16 protein-coding genes are annotated in these 18,683 nt (G+C 76.1%); 7 read left to right on the plus strand and 9 right to left on the minus strand.

Annotated elements, in window-relative coordinates; all coding sequences use genetic code 11:
* Positions 1-8 precede the first annotated feature (8 nt).
* A complete protein-coding gene (locus ACTSKS_RS05620; RefSeq protein WP_442927352.1) occupies positions 9-1,607 on the minus strand; it encodes an aminopeptidase P family protein in 1,599 nt (532 codons plus the stop codon).
* 64 nt (positions 1,608-1,671) lie between these two features.
* Here ACTSKS_RS05620 and ACTSKS_RS05625 point away from each other — a divergent pair, with 64 nt between their 5' ends.
* Positions 1,672-2,532 carry a PHP domain-containing protein gene (locus ACTSKS_RS05625; protein WP_049147253.1) on the plus strand — a complete coding sequence of 287 codons (861 nt, stop codon included), beginning with the start codon at positions 1,672-1,674 and terminating at the stop codon, positions 2,530-2,532.
* 118 nt (positions 2,533-2,650) lie between these two features.
* On the opposite strand, the gene ACTSKS_RS05630 is transcribed toward ACTSKS_RS05625, so the two are convergent.
* The 5 genes from ACTSKS_RS05630 to ACTSKS_RS05650 all read right to left on the minus strand — a co-directional run bounded on the left by ACTSKS_RS05630 (position 2,651) and on the right by ACTSKS_RS05650 (position 8,733).
* Positions 2,651-4,468, minus strand: coding sequence for a DEAD/DEAH box helicase (locus tag ACTSKS_RS05630; protein WP_230259642.1), 1,818 nt, complete (start codon positions 4,466-4,468; stop codon positions 2,651-2,653).
* A gap of 251 nt (positions 4,469-4,719) precedes the next feature.
* On the minus strand, positions 4,720-6,285 hold the full coding sequence (locus tag ACTSKS_RS05635) for an RNB domain-containing ribonuclease (protein WP_442927353.1): 1,566 nt from the start codon (positions 6,283-6,285) through the stop codon (positions 4,720-4,722).
* Positions 6,286-6,353: 68 nt separating this feature from the next.
* Positions 6,354-6,578, minus strand: coding sequence for a DUF3107 domain-containing protein (locus tag ACTSKS_RS05640; RefSeq protein ID WP_002854967.1), 225 nt, complete (start codon positions 6,576-6,578; stop codon positions 6,354-6,356).
* 120 nt (positions 6,579-6,698) lie between these two features.
* The gene (locus tag ACTSKS_RS05645) at positions 6,699-7,355 is read right to left on the minus strand and encodes a TetR/AcrR family transcriptional regulator (protein ID WP_442927354.1); all 657 of its coding nucleotides are present in this window, start codon (positions 7,353-7,355) and stop codon (positions 6,699-6,701) included.
* 25 nt (positions 7,356-7,380) lie between these two features.
* A complete protein-coding gene (locus ACTSKS_RS05650) occupies positions 7,381-8,733 on the minus strand; it encodes a glutamyl-tRNA reductase (protein ID WP_134415727.1) in 1,353 nt (450 codons plus the stop codon).
* Positions 8,734-8,869: 136 nt separating this feature from the next.
* Here ACTSKS_RS05650 and hemE point away from each other — a divergent pair, with 136 nt between their 5' ends.
* Genes hemE through ACTSKS_RS05680 form a run of 6 tightly spaced genes read left to right on the plus strand, consistent with a single transcriptional unit; the run spans position 8,870 to position 15,693 of the window.
* Positions 8,870-10,093, plus strand: coding sequence for a uroporphyrinogen decarboxylase (gene hemE, locus ACTSKS_RS05655; protein ID WP_036314314.1), 1,224 nt, complete (start codon positions 8,870-8,872; stop codon positions 10,091-10,093).
* On the plus strand, positions 10,090-11,598 hold the full coding sequence (locus tag ACTSKS_RS05660) for a protoporphyrinogen/coproporphyrinogen oxidase (protein ID WP_230282681.1): 1,509 nt from the start codon (positions 10,090-10,092) through the stop codon (positions 11,596-11,598). Before hemE ends, ACTSKS_RS05660 begins: the two co-directional genes overlap by 4 nt.
* A gap of 50 nt (positions 11,599-11,648) precedes the next feature.
* Positions 11,649-12,365, plus strand: a complete 717-nt coding sequence (gene hemQ / locus ACTSKS_RS05665) for a hydrogen peroxide-dependent heme synthase (protein ID WP_036314319.1) — start codon at positions 11,649-11,651, stop codon at positions 12,363-12,365.
* Positions 12,365-13,714, plus strand: coding sequence for a ferrochelatase (locus ACTSKS_RS05670; protein ID WP_119217194.1), 1,350 nt, complete (start codon positions 12,365-12,367; stop codon positions 13,712-13,714). Before hemQ ends, ACTSKS_RS05670 begins: the two co-directional genes overlap by 1 nt.
* Before the next feature lie 4 nt (positions 13,715-13,718).
* The gene (gene hemC / locus ACTSKS_RS05675) at positions 13,719-14,852 is read left to right on the plus strand and encodes a hydroxymethylbilane synthase (protein ID WP_049147271.1); all 1,134 of its coding nucleotides are present in this window, start codon (positions 13,719-13,721) and stop codon (positions 14,850-14,852) included.
* Between the two features lies 1 nt (position 14,853).
* Complete coding sequence (locus ACTSKS_RS05680; RefSeq protein ID WP_049147273.1) at positions 14,854-15,693, plus strand: uroporphyrinogen-III synthase; 840 nt, start codon at positions 14,854-14,856, stop codon at positions 15,691-15,693.
* A 27-nt stretch (positions 15,694-15,720) separates the two neighbouring features.
* Here ACTSKS_RS05680 and ACTSKS_RS05685 read toward each other — a convergent pair whose 3' ends face one another.
* The 3 genes from ACTSKS_RS05685 to brnQ all read right to left on the minus strand — a co-directional run bounded on the left by ACTSKS_RS05685 (position 15,721) and on the right by brnQ (position 18,607).
* Positions 15,721-16,002, minus strand: a complete 282-nt coding sequence (locus ACTSKS_RS05685; RefSeq protein ID WP_049147275.1) for a hypothetical protein — start codon at positions 16,000-16,002, stop codon at positions 15,721-15,723.
* Between the two features lie 99 nt (positions 16,003-16,101).
* Positions 16,102-17,202, minus strand: coding sequence for an NYN domain-containing protein (locus ACTSKS_RS05690; RefSeq protein ID WP_049147277.1), 1,101 nt, complete (start codon positions 17,200-17,202; stop codon positions 16,102-16,104).
* Between the two features lie 10 nt (positions 17,203-17,212).
* Positions 17,213-18,607 carry a branched-chain amino acid transport system II carrier protein gene (gene brnQ / locus ACTSKS_RS05695; RefSeq protein ID WP_095346900.1) on the minus strand — a complete coding sequence of 465 codons (1,395 nt, stop codon included), beginning with the start codon at positions 18,605-18,607 and terminating at the stop codon, positions 17,213-17,215.
* Positions 18,608-18,683 lie beyond the last annotated feature (76 nt).

Here is an 18,683-nt window from a genome sequence, read left to right on the forward strand (position 1 = left end):
GCGCCGGATCACGCCTGGAGCCGCGCCATCCAGGCCTCGATCTCGTCCGGGGTGCGGGGGAGGGCCGCGGAGAGGTTCTCGGCCCCGTCCTCGGTCACGAGGATGTCGTCCTCGATGCGCACGCCGATGCCGCGGTACTCCTCCGGCACGGCCAGGTCCTCCTCCTTGAAGTACAGACCCGGCTCGATCGTGAAGACCATGCCCGGCTCGAGCACGCCGTCCAGGTAGAGCTCGCGCTTGGCCTGCGCGCAGTCGTGCACGTCGAGGCCGAGGTGGTGCGAGGTGCCGTGGGGCATCCAGCGCCGGTGGTGCTGGCCCTCGTCCGAGAGCGCGACCTCGGCCGAGACCGGCAGCAGGCCCCAGCCGTCGAGGCGGTCGACGAGCACCCGCATGGCCTCGGCGTGGAGCTCGCGGAACCGGATGCCGGGGCGCACGATCGCGAAGGCGGCGTCCGCGGCGTCGAGGACCGCCTGGTAGATGCGGCGCTGCACGTCCGTGAACGTGCCGGACACGGGCAGGGTGCGGGTGATGTCCGCGGTGTAGAGGGAGTCGTCCTCGACGCCGGCGTCGAGCAGGAGCAGCTCACCCGGGCGCACGGTGCCCGTGTTGCGGATCCAGTGCAGGATCGTGGCGTTGTTGCCGGAGGCCGCGATCGTGTCGTAGCCCAGGTCGTTGCCCTCGAGGCGGGCGCGGGCGAAGAAGGCGCCCTCGACCACGCGTTCGCCGCGGTCGTGTCCCACGGCGCGCGGCAGGGCCCGCACGACGTCCTCGAAGCCCGCGATGGTCGCGGCCACCGAGGCGCGCATCCGCTCGACCTCCCACGCGTCCTTCACCAGGCGCAGCTCGGAGAGGAACTCGGCGGTCTGGGCGTCGGCCTCGGCCGCGGCGGCCAGGTCCACGCCGGCCTCGGTCCGGACGGCGGCCAGCAGCGCGTCCACGTCCTGGTCGGTCTCGGCCAGCAGCCGCACCGCGGTGCCGTCCGCGGCCACGTTCTTGGTGACGGCGGACTCGAGCTCCTCGAGCCCCGCCGTGCGCAGACCCGTGCGGGCGGCCAGGCCGGCCAGGGTCGGACGGGGGCCGATCCAGAACTCGCCCGAGCGCGAGTCCGCGTAGAACTGCTCGGTGTCCCGGCCGGCCAGGGGACGGAAGTACAGGGTGGCGGTGTGGTCCGTGCCGTCGTCGCCGGCGCCCGGGTCCGCGGGCTCGAGCACGAGCACGGCGTCCGGCTCGTGGTCCACGCCGAGGCCCGTCAGGTGGGCGAACGCGGAGTGCCCGCGGAAGCGGTAGTCGGTGTCGTTCGAGCGGACCTTGAGGCGGCCGGCCGGCACCACGATCCGCTCGCCCGGGAAGCGCGCGGAGACGGCGGCCCGCCGCCGGGCGGCGTACGGGGCAGAGGCGTCGGGATCGGGCAGGGCCTGCGACGAGGGCGCCCAGCCGGAGGCCATGAAGTCGCGGAAGGCGTTCGAGGCGGGGCGCTGCGAGCGGTTGTCGACGCGCTCGGCCAGCGGCTGGGGGTTCACCGCGCCGGCGCCGTCGGCGCCCGCCTCGGGGGTGGCGGCGGGCTGGTCGGGGGCGGTCTGGGCGGGGTGCTGTGCGGCATCGGTCATGCCCTCCATCATGGCACCGGTGGGCGCGGGCAGGTCGGGGCCGCCGCGCGCGGGTCTCGGTACCATGGCCGCCATGGCCCGCTACGACCTGCACACGCACTCGACCGAGTCCGATGGCACCGAGCCGCCGGCCGACGTGGTGCGTGCGGCGGCGCGGGCCGGGCTGGACGGCCTCGCGCTCACCGACCACGACACGACCGCCGGCTGGGCCGAGGCCGCCCACGCCGCGCGGGAGACCGGGCTGACGCTCGTGCCCGGCATGGAGATGTCCTGCACCTCCGCCGACGGCGTGAGCGTGCACGTGCTCAGCTACCTGCACGACCCCGAGGACCCCGCCCTGCTGCGGGAGGTCGGCCTGGCCCGCGACGCGCGGCTGATCCGGGCGCAGGAGATGGTGCGGCGCCTGGGCGCGGACTTCCCGATCACGTGGGAGCTGGTCCAGGAGCACGCGGCGGAGAACGCGACGATCGGCCGGCCCCACCTGGCCGACGCCCTCGTGACGATCGGGGCCGTCCCGGACCGGTCCGCGGCGTTCCGGGAGATCCTCGCCGGCCGGTCCAAGTACTACGTGCCGCACTTCGCCCCGGACCCGGCCGAGGCGGTTGCGCTCATCCGGGCCGCCGGCGGGGTGCCGGTGTTCGCGCATCCCCGGGCGCGCATGCGGGGCCGCGTGGTGGGCGACGAGGTGTTCGAGCAGATGGCCGAGGCCGGACTGGCGGGGGTCGAGGTCGAGCACCGGGACAACCCGGCGGAGGAGCGCACCTGGCTGCGCGCGTTCGCGGACCGGCACGGACTGTTCGTCACCGGCTCGTCCGATTACCACGGCACCGGCAAGCCCAATCCGATCGGCGAGCACACCACGGGCGCGGAGGTGCTCGCCGAGATCGAGCGGCAGGGCACCGGCACGGCGATCATCCGCGGCTGAACCCGGACGGCCCGGGCGACGGCGGAGGATCCGTTGCGCGAATGACCCTTCCGGCCGCCTGCACGGCGGTCGGAAGGGTCATTCGCGCAGAAGACTCCCGGGGGCCCGGACGGGAGGGTCAGCCGTCCACGACCTCGCCGTTGCGGCGGCGCGTGCGGGTGCGGCCGCCCCGGCGACGACGGGCCTCGGCCCGGGCCTCGGCGCGCTCGGCCCGGCGGGCCTCCGTGAGCTCGACGCCGGCCACCGGCTCCGGCGTCCGGGCTGCGGGGGCCTCGGAGCGCGAGGCGGTGCGCTCGCGGCCCTCGCCGCGACCACGGCCCCGGCCCTCGGCGCGCTGCTCGGCGGGTGCCTCACCACGGCCCCGGCCCGAGCGCTCGGAGCGCTCGCCGCGGCCCCCGCCGCGCGCCGCGTCACGGCCCTCGCCGGAGCGGCCGCCCCGGCCCCGACCGCCACGTCCGCCGCGGCCGCCCTCACGTCCGCCGCGCTCGCCGTCGCGGGACCGGCCGCCCTCGCGACCCCGTCCGCGGCCGCCGTCGCGCTGCTTCGCCTCGGGGCCGCCGAGGTCCTCGAGCGTCTCGCCCTCGAGGCCCTCGAGCACGCGCTTGGCCTGCGGCAGACGGCCCTTCGTGCCCTTCGGGATGCCGAGGTCGGAGAACAGGTGCGGGGAGGAGGAGTAGGTCTCCACCGGTTCGGGCTGGCCGAGGCGGAGCGCCTTGTCGATCAGGGACCAGCGCGGCATGTCCTCCCAGTCCACGAGGGTCACCGCCACGCCCTTGTTGCCGGCGCGGCCCGTGCGGCCCACGCGGTGCACGTAGGTCTTCTCGTCCTCCGGCGCCTGGAAGTTGAACACGTGGGTGACGTCGTCGACGTCGATGCCGCGCGCCGCGACGTCGGTGGCCACGAGGATGTCCACCTTGCCGTTGCGGAACGCGCGCAGCGCCTGCTCACGGGCGCCCTGGCCGAGGTCGCCGTGCAGCGCGCCGGCCGCGAAGCCGCGCGCCGTCAACTCGTCCGCCACGCGGGCTGCCGTGCGCTTGGTGCGCGTGAAGATGATGGTCCGGCCGCGGCCCTCCGCCTGCAGGGCGCGAGCCACGAGCTCGTCCTTGTCCATGTGGTGGGCGCGGTAGACGAGCTGACGGATGTCCTTCTTCGTCAGGCCCTCGTCCTCCGGGTCCGCCGCGCGGATGTGGGTGGGCTGCGTCATGTAACGGCGCGCCATCGCGACCACGGGACCCGGCATGGTGGCCGAGAACAGCATGGTCTGGCGCACGGCCGGGACGGCGGCGAGCAGGGTCTCGACGTCCGGGAGGAAGCCGAGGTCCAGCATCTCGTCGGCCTCGTCCAGCACCACGGTGTTCACCAGGTCCAGGCGCAGGTGGCGCTGGCGCATCAGGTCGATGAGGCGGCCGGGGGTGCCGACGACGATCTCGACGCCGCGCTGCAGCTCCTCGATCTGCGGCTCGTAGGCGCGGCCGCCGTAGATGGTGGCGATGCGCAGGGGGCGCCGGGCCGCGGCGGCCGTGAGATCGCCGGCCACCTGGACGGCGAGCTCGCGCGTCGGGGCGACGATCAGGGCCTGCGGGGCGCCCGCGGTGCCCTTGGCCTCGAGGCCGTCCCAACCGGGCTCACCCGGGCCGATGGCGCGCTGCAGCGCGGGGATGCCGAAGCCGAGGGTCTTGCCGGTGCCGGTCTTGGCCTGGCCGATGATGTCGTGGCCGCCGAGGGCGACCGGCAGGGTCATGGCCTGGATGGGGAAGGGGTGGACGATGCCCTTGGCCTCCAGGGCCTCGACGATCTTGGGGTGCACCCCGAAGTCGGCGAAGGTCTGCTCGGGGGCCACGGGGGCGGCGTCCTCGGTGACGATGTCCTCCGCGATCTCCGCGACCGTCGGGTCGACGTCGGCGGGGGCGGGGGTGTGCTCGGAGTTCTGGGTCATGGCGACTCGCGTTCCTGGTCGGGCGTCGTCACGGCGGGCGGAGGGCCCGGCTCCGCCGTGCGCGCGGTTCAAGCGGAAGCCGATCGCGAGGCAAGCACGCGGAGCGGCCGACGGGCGGCGCCCCGTGGAACCGGGCTGGGCGCGCCGTGCGAGGCGGGCCGTGCCGGATCCGGCAGGTCATGGTGCCGTCCCGGGCGTCAGGGGCGCGGGCGGCGGGTCAGGGTGATCAGAGAGCGACCGGTCATCCTGGGTCAGCGTGAGCTGTGCGACCAGTCTACCCCCGCGGCCGTGATCGCACCCGAGGCGCGGTCCACGCCCTCGATCCGCACGCGCACCCGGGTGCCCGCCGGGACGCTGCCCGGCACCCGCAGGCTCACGGCCGGGTCGAGCAGCCACACCTCCGTGCCGTCCTTCGCCTCGCGCACCGCGATCCCCTCGAGCTCCGCGCCGACGCGAGACTCGAGCGCCGCCGCCTCCACGAGGTCCGCCGCCGTCCGGCTCGCGGCCGAGGCCCGGCGCGACGAGTCCGCCATGAGGGCGGGCAGCTCGGGCAGGGCGCTGCGGACCCACGCGGGGGCGGGGGCGCCGGAGGCGTGGGCGTGGCACAGGGCCAGGACGAAGCGGTCCACGAGCCGGCGCAGGGGAGCGGTGGCGTGGGCGTAGGGGGCGGCGAGCGCGGCCTGGGCCGGTTCGGCCGGCGGTGTGCGCAGGGCCGGGTCCTCGGCCTGCGCGTCGAAGGCCGTGTACCCGGCGCCGCGGAACAGCCCGGTGGCCGCGTGCAGCACCGCCAGGTGCCGCGCGTCGGCCGGGTCGAGGGAACGCAGGTAGGCGCCGTAGTCCTGGTCCTCGTTCCACGGGGCGCCCAGGGCGCGCGTGCGCTCTCGGAAGGCGGCGACGGCGTCGGCGTCCGGCGCCGGCATCGTGCGCAGGATCCCGACTCCGGCGGCCAGCATCAGCTCGGCCGCGGCCATGCCGGTCAGCAGGGAGAGCTGGGCGTTGTGCTCCTCCGCCGGCAGCGGCGCCCGGTGCACGAGCTCGTGCGCCCCGTCCTCGGTGACACGGACCTCCTGGTCCGGCAGGTTCAGGGAGGCACCGCCGCGGGCGGCCTCCTGCGCGGCCCGCCGTCGGCCCACCTCCGGCAGCAGCGTCAGCGAGTCGCGCACCTCGGCCGGCCACCCCTCGGCGGCGGCCAAGTCCGCGTCGGTGACCCCGGGACGCGGCGTCGTCGGCGCCTGCGCCCCCGGCTGTGCGTCGAGGAAGGCCTGCACCTGCCCGTACGTCAGCTGCGCCCGGGAGCGGATGCGGGCGCGTTCGAGGCCCATCTCGACGACGGCGCCCGCGGCGTCCAGCAGGAACGTCCACACGAACGCCGGGCGCTCGCGGTCCGGCAGCAGGGAGGCGGCGTCCTCGCTCAGCACCTCCGGGTGCAGGGGGACCCGGCCGTCCGGCAGGTACACGGTCTGGCCGCGACGGCGGGCCTCGGCGTCCACGGCGCCGCCCGGGGCCACGAAGGCGGGCACGTCCGCGATCGCGTAGCGGACGAGGATGCCGTCGTCGTCGGCGGGGGTCAGGAGCAGGGCCTGGTCCAGGTCCGTGGAGCCGGCGGGGTCCACGGTGACGAACGGCAGGGCCGTGCGGTCCGCGTGGTCCGGGCTCCCGGTCAGGCCCGCGTGCACCTCACGCGCGGCCGCCTCCGCCTCGGCCAGGACGGGGGCGGGGAAGGCCGGCGGCAGCTCGAGCTCCGTCCGCAGGGCGGCGAGGCGATCGAGCAGGGCCGGGTCGGCAGGGCCGCGGAGGCCGAGGGCGTGGGAGGACATGGCGATGCTCCTGGGCAGGGGGCCGAGACGACGCACGCCCCGGCGGATCACCGGGGCGTGCGGGCGGGTCAGGAGGCGGCGAACCCGAGCGGGCCCGACTTCTTCGCGCCGATCTCCACGAAGCCGATGCGGTCGCCGGGGACGACCACCTGGCGGCCCTTGGCGTCCGCCAGGACCAGCGGGGTGCCGTCGGCGACGGCGGCGTCCACGAGGGAGCGGACCTCGTCCGCCGACTGCTCGCTGTCGATGACGACCTCGCGGCCGACGTGCTGCACACCGATGCGGATCTCCATGGGGAACCTCTTCTCTTCGTCGCGTCCTGTGCGGTCCGCCGTCAGCCTACGGGACCGCTCGGTGAGGTGGGCGGGCGCCCACGAGGTTCACCCGCGGGCGAAACGGGCCGGACGGCCGGGTCAGCGCGGGGCGTCGTCCGCGGAGGGCAACGAGGTGAGGCCGCGCCAGATGAGCGCGTCCACCGTGCGGGCCATCTCAGCCGCGGCGGGGCGGGCGTCGGCGTCGAGCCGGTCCGCCCAGTGACGGGCGGCGCCCAGGAGGTAGCCGACGAGTCCGCGGGAGAGCACCTCGGCCTCGGCCTCGGCCACGGTGGTGTCCGCGCGGATGGTGCGCGCGACCTCGGAGGAGAGCAGCCGGTGCACGGCCTCGCTCCGCGTGCGCACCTCCGGGTCCCCGTCGATGCCGGAGTCGAAGATGAGGCGGTGGGTCCGCTCGGGGGAGGCCATGTACTCGAACACGGCGGCCACGGTGGCCCGCACCCGTGCACGGTTGCCCCGACGGGTGTCCATCGCCGCCTCGAGGAGCGCGCGCAGGCTCGCGACCTCGGCGTCCAACAGCTCGAGGAAGAGCTCGTGCTTGCCGGGGAAGTGCTGGTAGAGGACCGGCTTGGAGACCTCGGCCCGCTCGGCGATCTGCTCCATGGAGGCCCCCGCGTACCGCTCCGCGGCGAAGACCGCGCGGGCGCAGTCCAGCAGCTGGCGGCGACGCTCGTGCCGGGGCAGACGACGGCCTCGCCCGGGCTCGTCGGGCGCGGTGGCGGCGGGGTGGGCGGTCACGGGGTCCTCCTGGCGCGGGGCGGGCTCACGCGATGCGCGCGGCGCCGCCCTCGTCCTCGTGCGCGGGGCAGGCCGCCTCGACCGTGCCCACGGCAGGGGCGGGGCGGCCGGGGGCCTCGATCCCGAAGACCGCCTCGAGGGCGTCCTCATAGCGGTCGAGCCGGCCCTCGGCGGCGAGTCGCTTGGCGCGCACGCTGGGCTCGTGCAGGAGCAGGTTCACCATGCGGCGCAGGGCGAACTCCACCTCCTCGGCGGCCGCCGTGCAGCCGTGGCGGGCGCGCACGCGCTCGAGCTCCCGGTCGAGCACGCCGAGGGTGTGGCGGCGCAGGGCCTTGATCGCCGCGTCGGCACTGCGGCCGCGTTGCGCCGCGCGGTACTCCTCGACGGCGTCGTCCACGAGTGCGCGGGCCTCGGCGACGGCGACCTCGGCCTGTTCGGGGGCGGCCAGCCGCACCGACTCGAGGGTGATGAGGTCGACGTCCGGCAGGTCCGCGACGGCGGGGGCGAAGTCGCGCGAGAGGGCCAGGTCGACCACCGTGAGCGGGCGCCGTCCGCCCTCGCGCAGCTCCTGCAGGCGCTCGGGGCTGATCTGGCGCTCGCCCCCGGAGGAGCCGATGATCACGTCCGCCTCGGCGACGGCACCGGCCACGGCTTCGCCGCCGAGCGCGAGGGCCCAGCCGCCGCGGTCCGCGACGAACTGCTCCGCGCGGCCCGAGGCCGAGTGCACGCCGACGGTGGTCGCACCCCGGTCCGCCAGCTGCGCGAGCGTGGTGCCGGCGTAGGCGCCCGTGCCGATCAGCAGGATGGTGGCCCCGGCCCAGAAGTCGCGCTGGGCCGCGGCGTCGGTGAGACCGCGCAGCTCCTCCGCGAGGTCCAGGGCGACGGAGACGACCGAGCGGCCGGCCGCGCCGAGCGCCGTGCGGGAGCCGACGTCCTTGGCCGTGCGCGTGGCGGACTCGAAGAGGCGGACGAGCGGGCCCGAGGCGGTGCCGGCCTCCTGGGCCGCCGTCAGGGCGCGTCGGACCTGACCGGCGATCTCGCGCTCGCCCACCACGGCGGAGTCCAGTCCGGCGCCGACCTCGAAGAGGTGACGGGCCGTGGCGTCGGCGTCGAGCGTGCGGAACGCGGCGTGCACGTCCTCGTCCGGCAGGGAGGTGGAGGCGGCGACGGCGGACAGCAGCCCCGCGCGGGCGGCCTCGACGCCGGCCCCGTCGGCCTCGGCGTAGATCTCCACGCGGTTGCACGTGGCCAGCACGATGGCGCCCGCCGCGCCGCTGCCGGGCAGGGCGGGCCCGACCCCGGTCGCGCCGGCGCTGAGGCGGGCGACCGTGTCCAGGTCCAGGTCATGGTGGGAGGCGACGAGAGAGAAGACAGTCACAGCGGGCCAAGTCTAGCCCCGACCGCCCCGCCCGTCCGGGAAGGCGGACCTGACCCGGGTGCCGTCGGCCAGTGTGACGGCGCTCACGGAGGACGCTGATGTGCCACCGGGACACGACCGGTGGGACACTGGGGGCATGTCCGCCCTGTCCCAGACCCCCGAGACCCCCGCGGCCGTCCCGGCACTGCCCGCCGAGCACCCGCTGCGCACCGAGGATCCGTCACGCTCGACCGTGGCCAGCCCGCTCCTTCGCGCGCTGCGCGGCCAGCGCCCCGACCGCCACCCCGTGTGGTTCATGCGGCAGGCCGGCCGTTCGCTGCCCGAGTACCGCCGGGTGCGCGAGGGGATCGGGATGCTCGACTCCTGCCTCATGCCGGACCTGGTCCGGGAGATCACGATGCAGCCGGTGCGCCGCCACGACGTCGACGCAGCGATCTTCTTCTCGGACATCGTGGTCCCCCTGCGCCTGGCGGGCGTGGACGTGGAGATCCAGCCCGGCGTGGGCCCCGTGCTCGGCCAGGCCGTCCGCACCGCCGACGACGTCGCCGCGCTGCCCGTCCTCGAGGACGCCGCCCTGGACGTCATCCGCGAGGCCGTCGCGGCCACCGTCGCCGAGCTGGGCCCGCGCCCCCTGATCGGCTTCGCCGGCGCCCCCTTCACGCTGGCGGCGTACATGGTGGAGGGCCGTCCCTCCCGCGACCACTTCGGCCCGCGACGCATGATGCACGCCGACCCCGAGACCTGGGCCGCCCTGGCCGGCTGGGCGGCCACCGTGTCCGGCCAGTTCCTGCGCGCCCAGCTCGAGTCCGGCGCCTCCGCCGCGCAGCTGTTCGACTCGTGGGCCGGTTCGCTCTCGGCGGACGACTACCTCGAGCACGTGCAGCCGCACTCGACGGCGGCCCTCGCCCATGTCGCCGACCTCGCCGGGCCCGGCGTCCCCGACGGCGCCCCGCTCCTGCACTTCGGCACGGGCACCGGAGAGTTCCTGCACCACATGCGTGACGCGGGCGCGACCGCTGTCGGCGTGGACCACCGCCTCACGCTCGCCGAGGCGCACCGCCGGCTCAGCGCGAACCCCGGCCCCGACGGACGCGGCGCCGTGCCCCTGCAGGGCAACATCGACCCGGCCCTGCTCGCCGCCCCGTGGGAGGTCCTCGAGGCCCACGTGCGCGACGTCGTCGCCTCCGGCGCCGTCGCGCCCGGTCACGTCGTCAACCTCGCCCACGGCGTGCCGCCGGAGACGGACGCGGCCGTGCTGACCCGCGTGGTCGAGCTGATCCACTCCCTGCCCGTGCCGGAGCGGGAGGGCCAGGACCCGGCACCGGGGGCCGAGACCGCCGAGCGGGAGGAGCGCGCATGAGCGGCACGGCGCTCGTGGTCGGCGGCGGCATCGCCGGCCTCGTCGCGGCCCACCGACTGTCCGCGGCGGGCTGGGACGTGACCCTCGCCGAGGCCACCTCCGTGCTCGGGGGCGCGGTCTCCCCGCGCTTCCTCGACGTCCCCTCGCACGGCGAGACCGGGGCCCCCGAGACCCAGACCCTCGAACTCGACGGCGGCGCCGAGTCGTTCGCCGTCCGCGGCGCCGCCGTGCGCGCGCTCGTGGAGGAGCTCGGGTTGGGCGAGAAGATCGTCGCGCCCGAGCCCCTCGGCTCGTGGCTGCACGGTCCCGCCGGCCCCGTGCGTGCCCCGCGTCTCGGCATCGTCGGCATCCCCGGCGACCTCGACGCCGAGGACCTCGCCGCCGCCCTCACGCCGGCCGGCCTGGAGCGCGCCCGGCAGGACGCCGAGGCCCCCATGGATCGCTGGGCCGCCGCGCTCGCGGCCGGTGAACCGGTGACCGTCGCGCAGGTCGTGGCCGACCGCCTCGGCGACGAGGTGCTCGACCGCCTCGTGGCCCCCGTCGTCGCCGGAGTCCACTCGGCCGACCCCGCGGTCGTCGAGCTGGCGCGCGTGGCCCCCGGCCTGCTCGCCGCCGCCGTGGAGCACGGCGGGCTGGCCGCGGGCGTCGCCGCGCTGCGGTCCACCGGGACACCCGGCTCGCTCGTGGCCGGGCTGGACGGCGGCATGGTCCGCCTCACCGGTCGGCTCGTCGAGGCGCTGCGTGAGGACGGGGCCACCGTCCTGCGCGGCGTCCGGGTGGCCGCCCTGTCCCGCGTGCCCGCCACCGGCGGCTGGTGGGCCCAGATCTCGGACCGGGACGACGAGGTCGTCCGCGGGCTCGACGTGGACCGCGTCGTGCTGGCCGTGGACGGCGTCACCGCCTGGGACCTGCTGGCCCCGCTCTCGGCCGAGGCCCTGGACCCCGACGCCGGTCCCGCCCTCGGCGAGGGCATCGCGCTGGCCACGCTCGTCGTCGAGGCCGCGGGCCTGGACGACGCGCCACGCGGCACCGGAGTGCTGGTCGGCGCCGGGACGGACGTGGCCGCCAAGGCCCTGACCCACGCCACCGCCAAGTGGGCGTGGCTGCGCGAGGTCGTCGCGCGGCCGCAGGAGGACGGCGTCGCCCGTCACCCCCACCGCCATGTGCTGCGCCTGTCCTACGGCCGCCAGGGCGGCGGGCCCGAGGCCCTGGGCCATCGCAGCGCGGACGAGGAGCTGCTCGCGCAGGCGCTCGTGGACACGGCGACTCTCACCGGGGTGCCGCTGGCGGAGGAGGACGTCGTCGCCCGCACCGTCACCCGCTGGCGCCGCTCCATCCCGCCGCAGGCCGGCCCCGACCGCGCGAAGGCGGACACGCTGATCGACTGGGCACGGGACGTGCCCGGCCTCGACCTCGTGGGCAGCTGGGTGCACGGCACCGGGCTGGCCGCCGTCGTCGCCGGCGTGGACCGCACCCTCGGCGCCGACGCACCGCCCGCCGGCTGACCTCGCCCCCAGACCACCCCTGACGCAATCGGATCCCAAGGAAGAGGACCATGACCAAGGACAGCACCACCACCCCTGCCGAGGCCGGCAAGGACTGGTTCACCACCTACACCGTGTTCGCCCGCCCGCAGGGCGAGCCAGGCTGGCTGGGACTGGAGGGCCGCGACGCGAAGAAGGCCGCCAAGGAGTTCGACGAGGCCGTCGCGCGGGTGGCCCAGACCGGCGTGACCGTGCGCGGCGTCTACGACGTCTCCGGCATGCGCGAGGCCGGCGACGTCATGGTGTGGATGTACGGCCAGGTGCCCGAGGACCTGCAGGCCGCCATCCGCGAGCTGCGCCGCACCCGTCTGCTCGAGGGCACCACGATGGTGCTCTCGGCCATGGGCGCAGATCGCATGGCCGAGTTCAACAAGGACCACGTCCCCGCCTTCGCCATGGGCCGCAAGGCCCTGAAGTGGCTGTGCTTCTACCCGTTCGTGCGCTCGTACGACTGGTACCTGCTGGACCCGAAGGAGCGGGCCCGCATGCTCCGCGAGCACGGCCAGCTCGGCCAGGACTTCCCGCAGGTGTGGGCGAACACCACCAGCGCGTTCGGCCTGAACGACTGGGAGTGGCTGCTGGGCCTCGAGGCGGACGAGCTGACGGACCTGGTGGACATGATGCGCCACCTGCGCAACAACGAGACCCGCCTGCACGTGCGCAGCGAGGTGCCGTTCTACACCGGACGCCGTCTGGAGACCGCCGAGATCGCGGAGGTGCTGGCCTGATGACTACCGCCCCCGAGCCCCGCGCCGACGCGCCCGTCCACACCGGCCCGGACGCCGGCGTCGCCCCGGCCCTCCGGACGCCCGAGAAGGCCGCCGCCGGCGTCGACTACGACGTGTGCGGCGTGATGGCCCCCAAGGACTACGACGCCCTGCTGCTCGCCTCCTTCGGCGGGCCCGAGGGCCAGGACGACGTGATCCCGTTCCTGCGCAACGTCACGCGCGGGCGCGGCATCCCGGACGAGCGCCTCGAGGAGGTCGCCACCCACTACCGCGCCAACGGCGGCGTCAGCCCCATCAACGCGCAGAACCGCGCGCTGAAGGCGGCCATCGAGGCCGAGCTGGCCGCCCGCGGCCTGGACCTGCCCGTGTACTGGGGCAACCGCAACTGGGAGCCCTACTTCCCGGACACCCTCGCGCGGATGCACGCCGACGGGCACCGCCGCATCCTGACGGTCACCACCTCCGCGTACTCCTGCTACTCCTCGTGCCGCCAGTACCGCGAGGACATGGGCATGGCCCTGGAGCAGACCGGCCTGACCGGGAAGGTGGACCTGGACAAGACGCGCCAGTACTTCAACCACCCCGGCTTCATCGAGCCGTTCCGGGACGGCCTGCGCGCGGACCTGGCCTCGCTGCGCGCGGAGCTGGGGGACGACGCGCGGATCCACGTGCTCTTCGCGACCCACTCGATCCCCACCTCCGACGCCGCCGCCGCCGGCCCGCGCGGCCTCGCCGCCGACCTGCGCGCGCAGGCGGGGGCGGAGCCGGGCGATGAGGGTGCGGACGTGTACTCGGCGCAGCACCTCGATGTGGCCCGCGAGATCCTCGCCGGCGTGCCCGAGGCCGCGGACGTGCCGTGGTCGCTCGTGTACCAGTCGCGCTCCGGCCCGCCCTCGGTGCCGTGGCTCGAGCCGGACATCAACGACGCGATGGAGCACCTCGCGGGCGAGGGCGCCGAGACGGACGCGCAGGGGCGTGCCGTGGCGGGCTTCATCGTCGTGCCGCTGGGGTTCGTCTCGGACCACATGGAGGTGGTCTGGGACCTCGACACCGAGGCCAAGGAGACCGCCGAGGGGCTGGGCGTGGGGTTCCGTCGCAGCCCCACCCCGGGCACCGACCCGCGGTTCGTGGCCGGGCTCGTGGACATCGTGGAGGAGCGGCTGGGCCGGCGCGAGGGTCGCGCCGCGGTCGGCTGCTTCCCGGCGTGGTACGACGTGTGCCGGCCGGACTGCTGCGTCAAGGTGATGCGGGACGGCTCGACGCGGCCGACGACGTCCGCTGTCGACGCCGCCGTGCGCGGGCTGGCCGAGCACGAGGCGGGCGCCGCGGCCCCCGCCGAGGAGGCCTGAGACCGTGACCCCCCTGCGCATCGGCACCCGGGGCTCCGCCCTGGCGACCACGCAGACCACCCACGTGGCCGAGACGCTCACGGAGCGCTCCGGCCTGGCCCACGAGCTGGTGGTGATCCGCACCGAGGGCGACGTCACCACCGGCTCGCTGGCCTCGCTGGGCGGCACCGGCGTGTTCGCCTCGGCGCTGCGGGCCGCCGTGCTCGACGGCGTCGTGGACGCGGCCGTGCACTCGCTCAAGGACCTGCCGGCCGTCCAACCGGAGACCCTCGAGATCGCCGCGGTGCCGGCCCGGGCCGACCTGCGGGACGCCCTGTGCGCCCGCGACGGCCTCACCCTGGCGACCCTGCCCGAGGGCGCCCGGGTGGGCACGGGCTCGCCGCGCCGCGTGGCCCAGCTCAAGGCGCTGCGCCCGGATCTGGAGCTGGTGGACATCCGCGGCAACGTGCAGACCCGCCTGGCCCGCGTGCCCGGGCTGGAGCAGCACGACGATCACGCCCCGGCCGCCGCGGGTTCGCCCCGCGGTGACCTCGACGCCGTGATCCTGGCCTGTGCCGGGCTCGACCGGCTCGGCCTGGACCACGTGATCACCGAGCGGATCGACCCGGAGGTCATGGTGCCCGCCCCCGGGCAGGGCGCCCTGGCCGTGGAGATCCGGGCCGAGGACGAGTCCTTCCTCGGTCGGGCGCTCCTGGACCCCGAGGCGCCGGTCGGGAGGCTGCACGCCGCCCTCGAGCTGGTCGACGATCGGGACACCCACGTGGCGGTCACCGCCGAGCGGGCCCTGCTGCGCCGCCTCGAGGCCGGCTGCGCCGCGCCGATCGGGGCCGTGGCCCGCGTGACCGACGGCGAGGCCGGCGCGCCGCGCATCGAGATGACCGCGATGGTGGCCGCCCTCGACGGCTCGCGCGTGCTGCGCCGGACCTCGTCCGTGCAGCTCGACCCGGTGCCGGCCGACGTGGCCGGCGACCCGGCGGCCGCCGACGAGTGGCTCGAGGACACCCTGTTCGTGGCCGCGGAGGCACTCGGCGTGCACGTGGCCGAGCAGTTCGTGGCCGAGGGCGCCGACCTGCTGCCCGGCACGGTGCGCGGGGTGGACCGGGGCGACGGCGCCCCGCGCCCCGACGACCCGGCCTGAGATGCGCGTCCTGCTCACCCGCCAGCCGGCCCAGGCCGGCGACCTCGAGGCCGGTCTCGCCGGCACCGAGGTGGCGGGGCGGCGGCTGCGGGTCGGCTTCCTGCCGCTGACCGACTTCGCGCTGCCCGACGACGACGGCCCCCTGCGCGCGCTGCTCGCGGACTGGGCGGGGGCCGACGGTGATGCGGCCGGGCCGGTGCGCTCGGACGGGTCCCGCTGGCTCGTGCTGACGAGCCCCAACACCGTGCGCGCGCTCAGGGCCGTCGGCTGGGACGGCCATGTCCCGGCGGGCGCGCGGATCGCGGTCACCGGACCGGGCACGGCACGGGTGCTGACCGAGGCGGGCTGCGACGCGGCGCCGTGGCTGCCGCCCGAGGACCGCTCCGCCGAGGGCCTGATCGCCGGACTCGCCGCCCTGCATCCCCGCGGCGCCCGCGCGTGGCTGCCCCAGTCCGATCGGGCCCGGTCCCGCCTCGCCGACGGCCTGCGCGCGGCGGGCTGGGACGTGCGGACCGGGCTCGCCTACCGGACGGTGCCGTATCCGGCGCAGGCCGGCAGGCGGCTGCTCGACGGGGCGGCGGACGAGGGCCGGGGGGACGTCGTGACGCCCGCGCGGCTGGCCGCGGTCGCGGCGGGGACCGCCGTGGTGCTCACCAGCTCGTCCGCGGCGGAGGAGTTCGTGGCCGCGGGTCTGACGCCACTGGTGGGGGAGCGGGTGCGGCTCGTGGCGATCGGCGCGCCGACCCGTGACACGTGCGCGCGGCGGGGTCTGCCCCTGCTCGGGACGGCCCCCACGCCGGACGCGGCCGGAGTGCTGGCCGTGCTGCGCGGTGCGGCCTGAGCCGCCCGGCCGCACGCGAGGCGAGGCTCAGTCGGGGCGGTCGCCGTCCGGGTCGGGCGCGTCGTCCTCCGACGGCGCCGGGCCGGCGTCGTGCTTCTCGTCCTGCGGCACGCCGGTGGCGGCGGCCATGATGTCCACCCGCGGGCCGCGCAGGATGGCGACCGAGACGTTGGTGAAGCCCGTGTTGGCGAGCAGCTCCGAGGCCTCCTCGTCCGTCAGGTCGTACGCGTGCGCGAGCATGCGCACGTTCTCCGTGTAGAAGGCGTGCAGGCGGTCGACGCCGCGCAGGAAGCCCAGAGTGTTCCCCATGGCGGGGAGCCTACCGGGCGGGCGTGGTGGGCGGGTGGCCGGCGGGTGAACGGCCGGTTGACCGGCCCGCCGGCCGCGGGGGACGACGGGCCGTGCCGCTCAGCCCTCGGCGCGGCGGCTGCGGCGGCGGACCAGCGAGACCTCCATGGTCCGGCCCTCGGTGCGGGTGCGCAGGTACGGCTGGTCCTCCACGAGGGTGGAGAGCTTGGAGTGCCCGAAGTCGCGCGGGTCGAAGTCCACGTGGGTGCGGCTCAGGTGCTGGCCGATCAGGGACAGCGTGGCCCAGCCGTCGTCGGTGCTCGTGGCGTTGACGGCCTTGGTGAGCGCGGCCTGCAGGTCGATGCGCGGGGCGGCGTCGGCCTCGTCGTGCTCGGGCTCGGCCTCGACCGGCACCTCGGGCGGGGTCGGGTCCTCGGTGACGTCCGACGACGACGCACGGCGGCCCCGCCGACCGGCCCCGGACTTCGCCTCCGCGGCCTTCCCGTCCTTGCCGGCGGCGGCGTCCCCGGCGGGCGCCTCGTCGGCGGCGGGGGCCTCGTCGGCAGCAGGGGCCTCGTCGACAGCGGGGGCCTCCGCGTCCGCGTCCGTGGCCTCGGGGGTGTCGGTGGCGTCGGTGGTCTTTGCCCCGCGACCGCGGCCTCGACCGCCGCGGCGGGACCCCGAGCGGCCGGAGCCCTCGGACGCCTTGGCGTTCTCCTCCTTGGCGGGGGCGTCCTCGCCGGTCTCGTCGTCGTCGACGTCGTGGTCCGTGGCGGTGCCGAGCAGCTCGAGGTAGATGAACTGGTCCACGGCGTTGCGCAGGGAGGCGGGGGTCTTGCGGGCGCCCAGGCCGATCACGCGCTTGCCGCCCTCGCGCAGGCGGGTGGCCAGGCGCGTGAAGTCGGAGTCGGAGGAGACGAGGGCGAACGCGTCCACGTTGCCCATCCAGAGCAGGTCCATCGCGTCGATGATGAGCGCGGAGTCCGAGGAGTTCTTGCCCACGGTGTAGGCGAACTGCTGGACCGGCTGGATCGCGTGGTGGTTCAGCGCCTTCTTCCAGCCGTTGAGGTTGGTCGTGGTCCAGTCGCCGTACGCGCGCTTGATCGTGGGGGTGCCGTAGGTGGCGAGCTCCTCGAGGATCAGGGGGGCGAACTTGGGGGAGACGTTGTCGCTGTCCATCAGGACGGCGATGCGCAGGGATGCGGGGGTGGGTTCGGGCATGTGTCCCACCCTAGTCGGCGGCGGTGCGCCCGTGGCCGGCGGTGACCGGGATCGCCTCCCGCTCGCCCCGGCGGGAGCGGGGCCGCGAGGCGGCGGCCAGCGTGCCGACGACCAGCCCGACGAGCGCCGGGACCACCCAGCCGAAGCCGACCGCGTAGCCGGGCAGCACCCGGCCGGCCAGGCCCGTCAGGGCGGTGACGGGCGGCGTCGTCACGAGCGCCTCCGGCAGGGCGCCCAGCAGGTCGAAGAAGGCGGCGAGCCCCGTGCAGGCGACCACCCAGCGGGCCACCGCCGGGCGGTCCCGCACCCAGGCCCAGGCGAGGCCGAGCAGGATGACGACGACGGCGATCGGGTAGAGGAACATCAGCACCGGGACGGACCAGGCGATGATCGCCTCCAGGCCCAGGTTGGCGAGCGCGAAGGACACCACGAGGAAGAGGCCCGCCCACAGCCGGTAGGACCCGGGGAACATCTCCGCGAACATCTCGGCGCACGCCACGATCAGTCCGATGCAGGTCTTCAGGCACGCGACGAAGACGATGGCCGCGATGAGGTACGCGCCCGCCGTGCCGAAGAAGTGGCTCGCGCTGCGGGCGAGGACGTCGCCGCCGTTCGTGGCCTGCGCGAACGCGCCGTGGCTCGTGGCGCCGATGTACGCCAGCGAGGCGTAGACCACCGTCATCGCCGCGCCGCCGAGCAGCCCCGCCTTGCCCAGCTCCACCGCCATGCGGCGCGGGCCCGTCACGCCCAGGCGCCGGGCGGCGTCGACGATCACGACCGCGAAGGCGAGCGAGGCGAGCGCGTCCATCGTGGCGTAGCCGTCCAGCAGGCCCCGCACGAGCGCCCCGTCGGCGTAGGCGGGGGTCGGCGAGGGCAGGGCGCCCGTGCTCATCGGGGCCACGACGGCGGCCGCCACCAGGGCGCCGAGCAGGACCAGGAACGCCGGGGTCAGGTACCGCCCCACCCACTCCATGAGCCGGCCCGGACGGAACGCCGCGACCGCGGCGACCGCGAAGAACGCCGCCGTGAAGCCGAGCAGCCGCAGGCCGCCGTCGCCCGCCAGGGGCGCGACACCGATCTCATAGGACACCGTGGCGGTGCGGGGGATGGCGAAGAGGGGGCCGATCGTCAGGTACAGCAGGCACGTGAACGCCACGGCGAAGCGCCGGGAGACGGGCGCCGTCATCTCACGGACCGAGCGCGCCCCCGTCACCGCCGAGGCGACGATGCCCAGAACCGGCAGCCCCACCGCCGTGACGAGGAAGCCGAGCGTGGCCGGCGTGACCGCGGCGCCCGCATCCCGGCCCAGGCCGGCGGGGAAGATCAGGTTGCCCGCGCCGAAGAACAGGCCGAAGACGAGCGAGGCCAGCAGCAGGGTCTGACCGGGGCGCAGGCGCGGGGGCATCACGGGCCTCTCGACGGCGGACGGGGCGCCATGACTGTACCCGGCGCGCGGTCAGCCTCCGCGCCTAGACTGGACG

It is taken from the genome of Micrococcus sp. TCR-5, from assembly GCF_052220525.1.
Lineage (GTDB): Bacteria > Actinomycetota > Actinomycetes > Actinomycetales > Micrococcaceae > Micrococcus > Micrococcus luteus.

Coding starts and splice junctions, on each gene's coding strand:
- ACTSKS_RS05690 (WP_049147277.1), bottom strand. CDS start 17,202: ATGCCCGAACCCACCCCCGCATCCCTGCGCATCGCCGTCCTGATGGAC.
- ACTSKS_RS05680 (WP_049147273.1), top strand. CDS start 14,854: ATGCGCGTCCTGCTCACCCGCCAGCCGGCCCAGGCCGGCGACCTCGAG.
- ACTSKS_RS05625 (WP_049147253.1), top strand. CDS start 1,672: ATGGCCGCCATGGCCCGCTACGACCTGCACACGCACTCGACCGAGTCC.
- ACTSKS_RS05640 (WP_002854967.1), bottom strand. CDS start 6,578: ATGGAGATCCGCATCGGTGTGCAGCACGTCGGCCGCGAGGTCGTCATC.
- ACTSKS_RS05660 (WP_230282681.1), top strand. CDS start 10,090: ATGAGCGGCACGGCGCTCGTGGTCGGCGGCGGCATCGCCGGCCTCGTC.
- hemQ (WP_036314319.1), top strand. CDS start 11,649: ATGACCAAGGACAGCACCACCACCCCTGCCGAGGCCGGCAAGGACTGG.
- brnQ (WP_095346900.1), bottom strand. CDS start 18,607: ATGCCCCCGCGCCTGCGCCCCGGTCAGACCCTGCTGCTGGCCTCGCTC.
- ACTSKS_RS05635 (WP_442927353.1), bottom strand. CDS start 6,285: ATGTCCTCCCACGCCCTCGGCCTCCGCGGCCCTGCCGACCCGGCCCTG.
- ACTSKS_RS05620 (WP_442927352.1), bottom strand. CDS start 1,607: ATGACCGATGCCGCACAGCACCCCGCCCAGACCGCCCCCGACCAGCCC.
- ACTSKS_RS05685 (WP_049147275.1), bottom strand. CDS start 16,002: ATGGGGAACACTCTGGGCTTCCTGCGCGGCGTCGACCGCCTGCACGCC.
- ACTSKS_RS05670 (WP_119217194.1), top strand. CDS start 12,365: ATGACTACCGCCCCCGAGCCCCGCGCCGACGCGCCCGTCCACACCGGC.
- ACTSKS_RS05630 (WP_230259642.1), bottom strand. CDS start 4,468: ATGACCCAGAACTCCGAGCACACCCCCGCCCCCGCCGACGTCGACCCG.
- hemE (WP_036314314.1), top strand. CDS start 8,870: ATGTCCGCCCTGTCCCAGACCCCCGAGACCCCCGCGGCCGTCCCGGCA.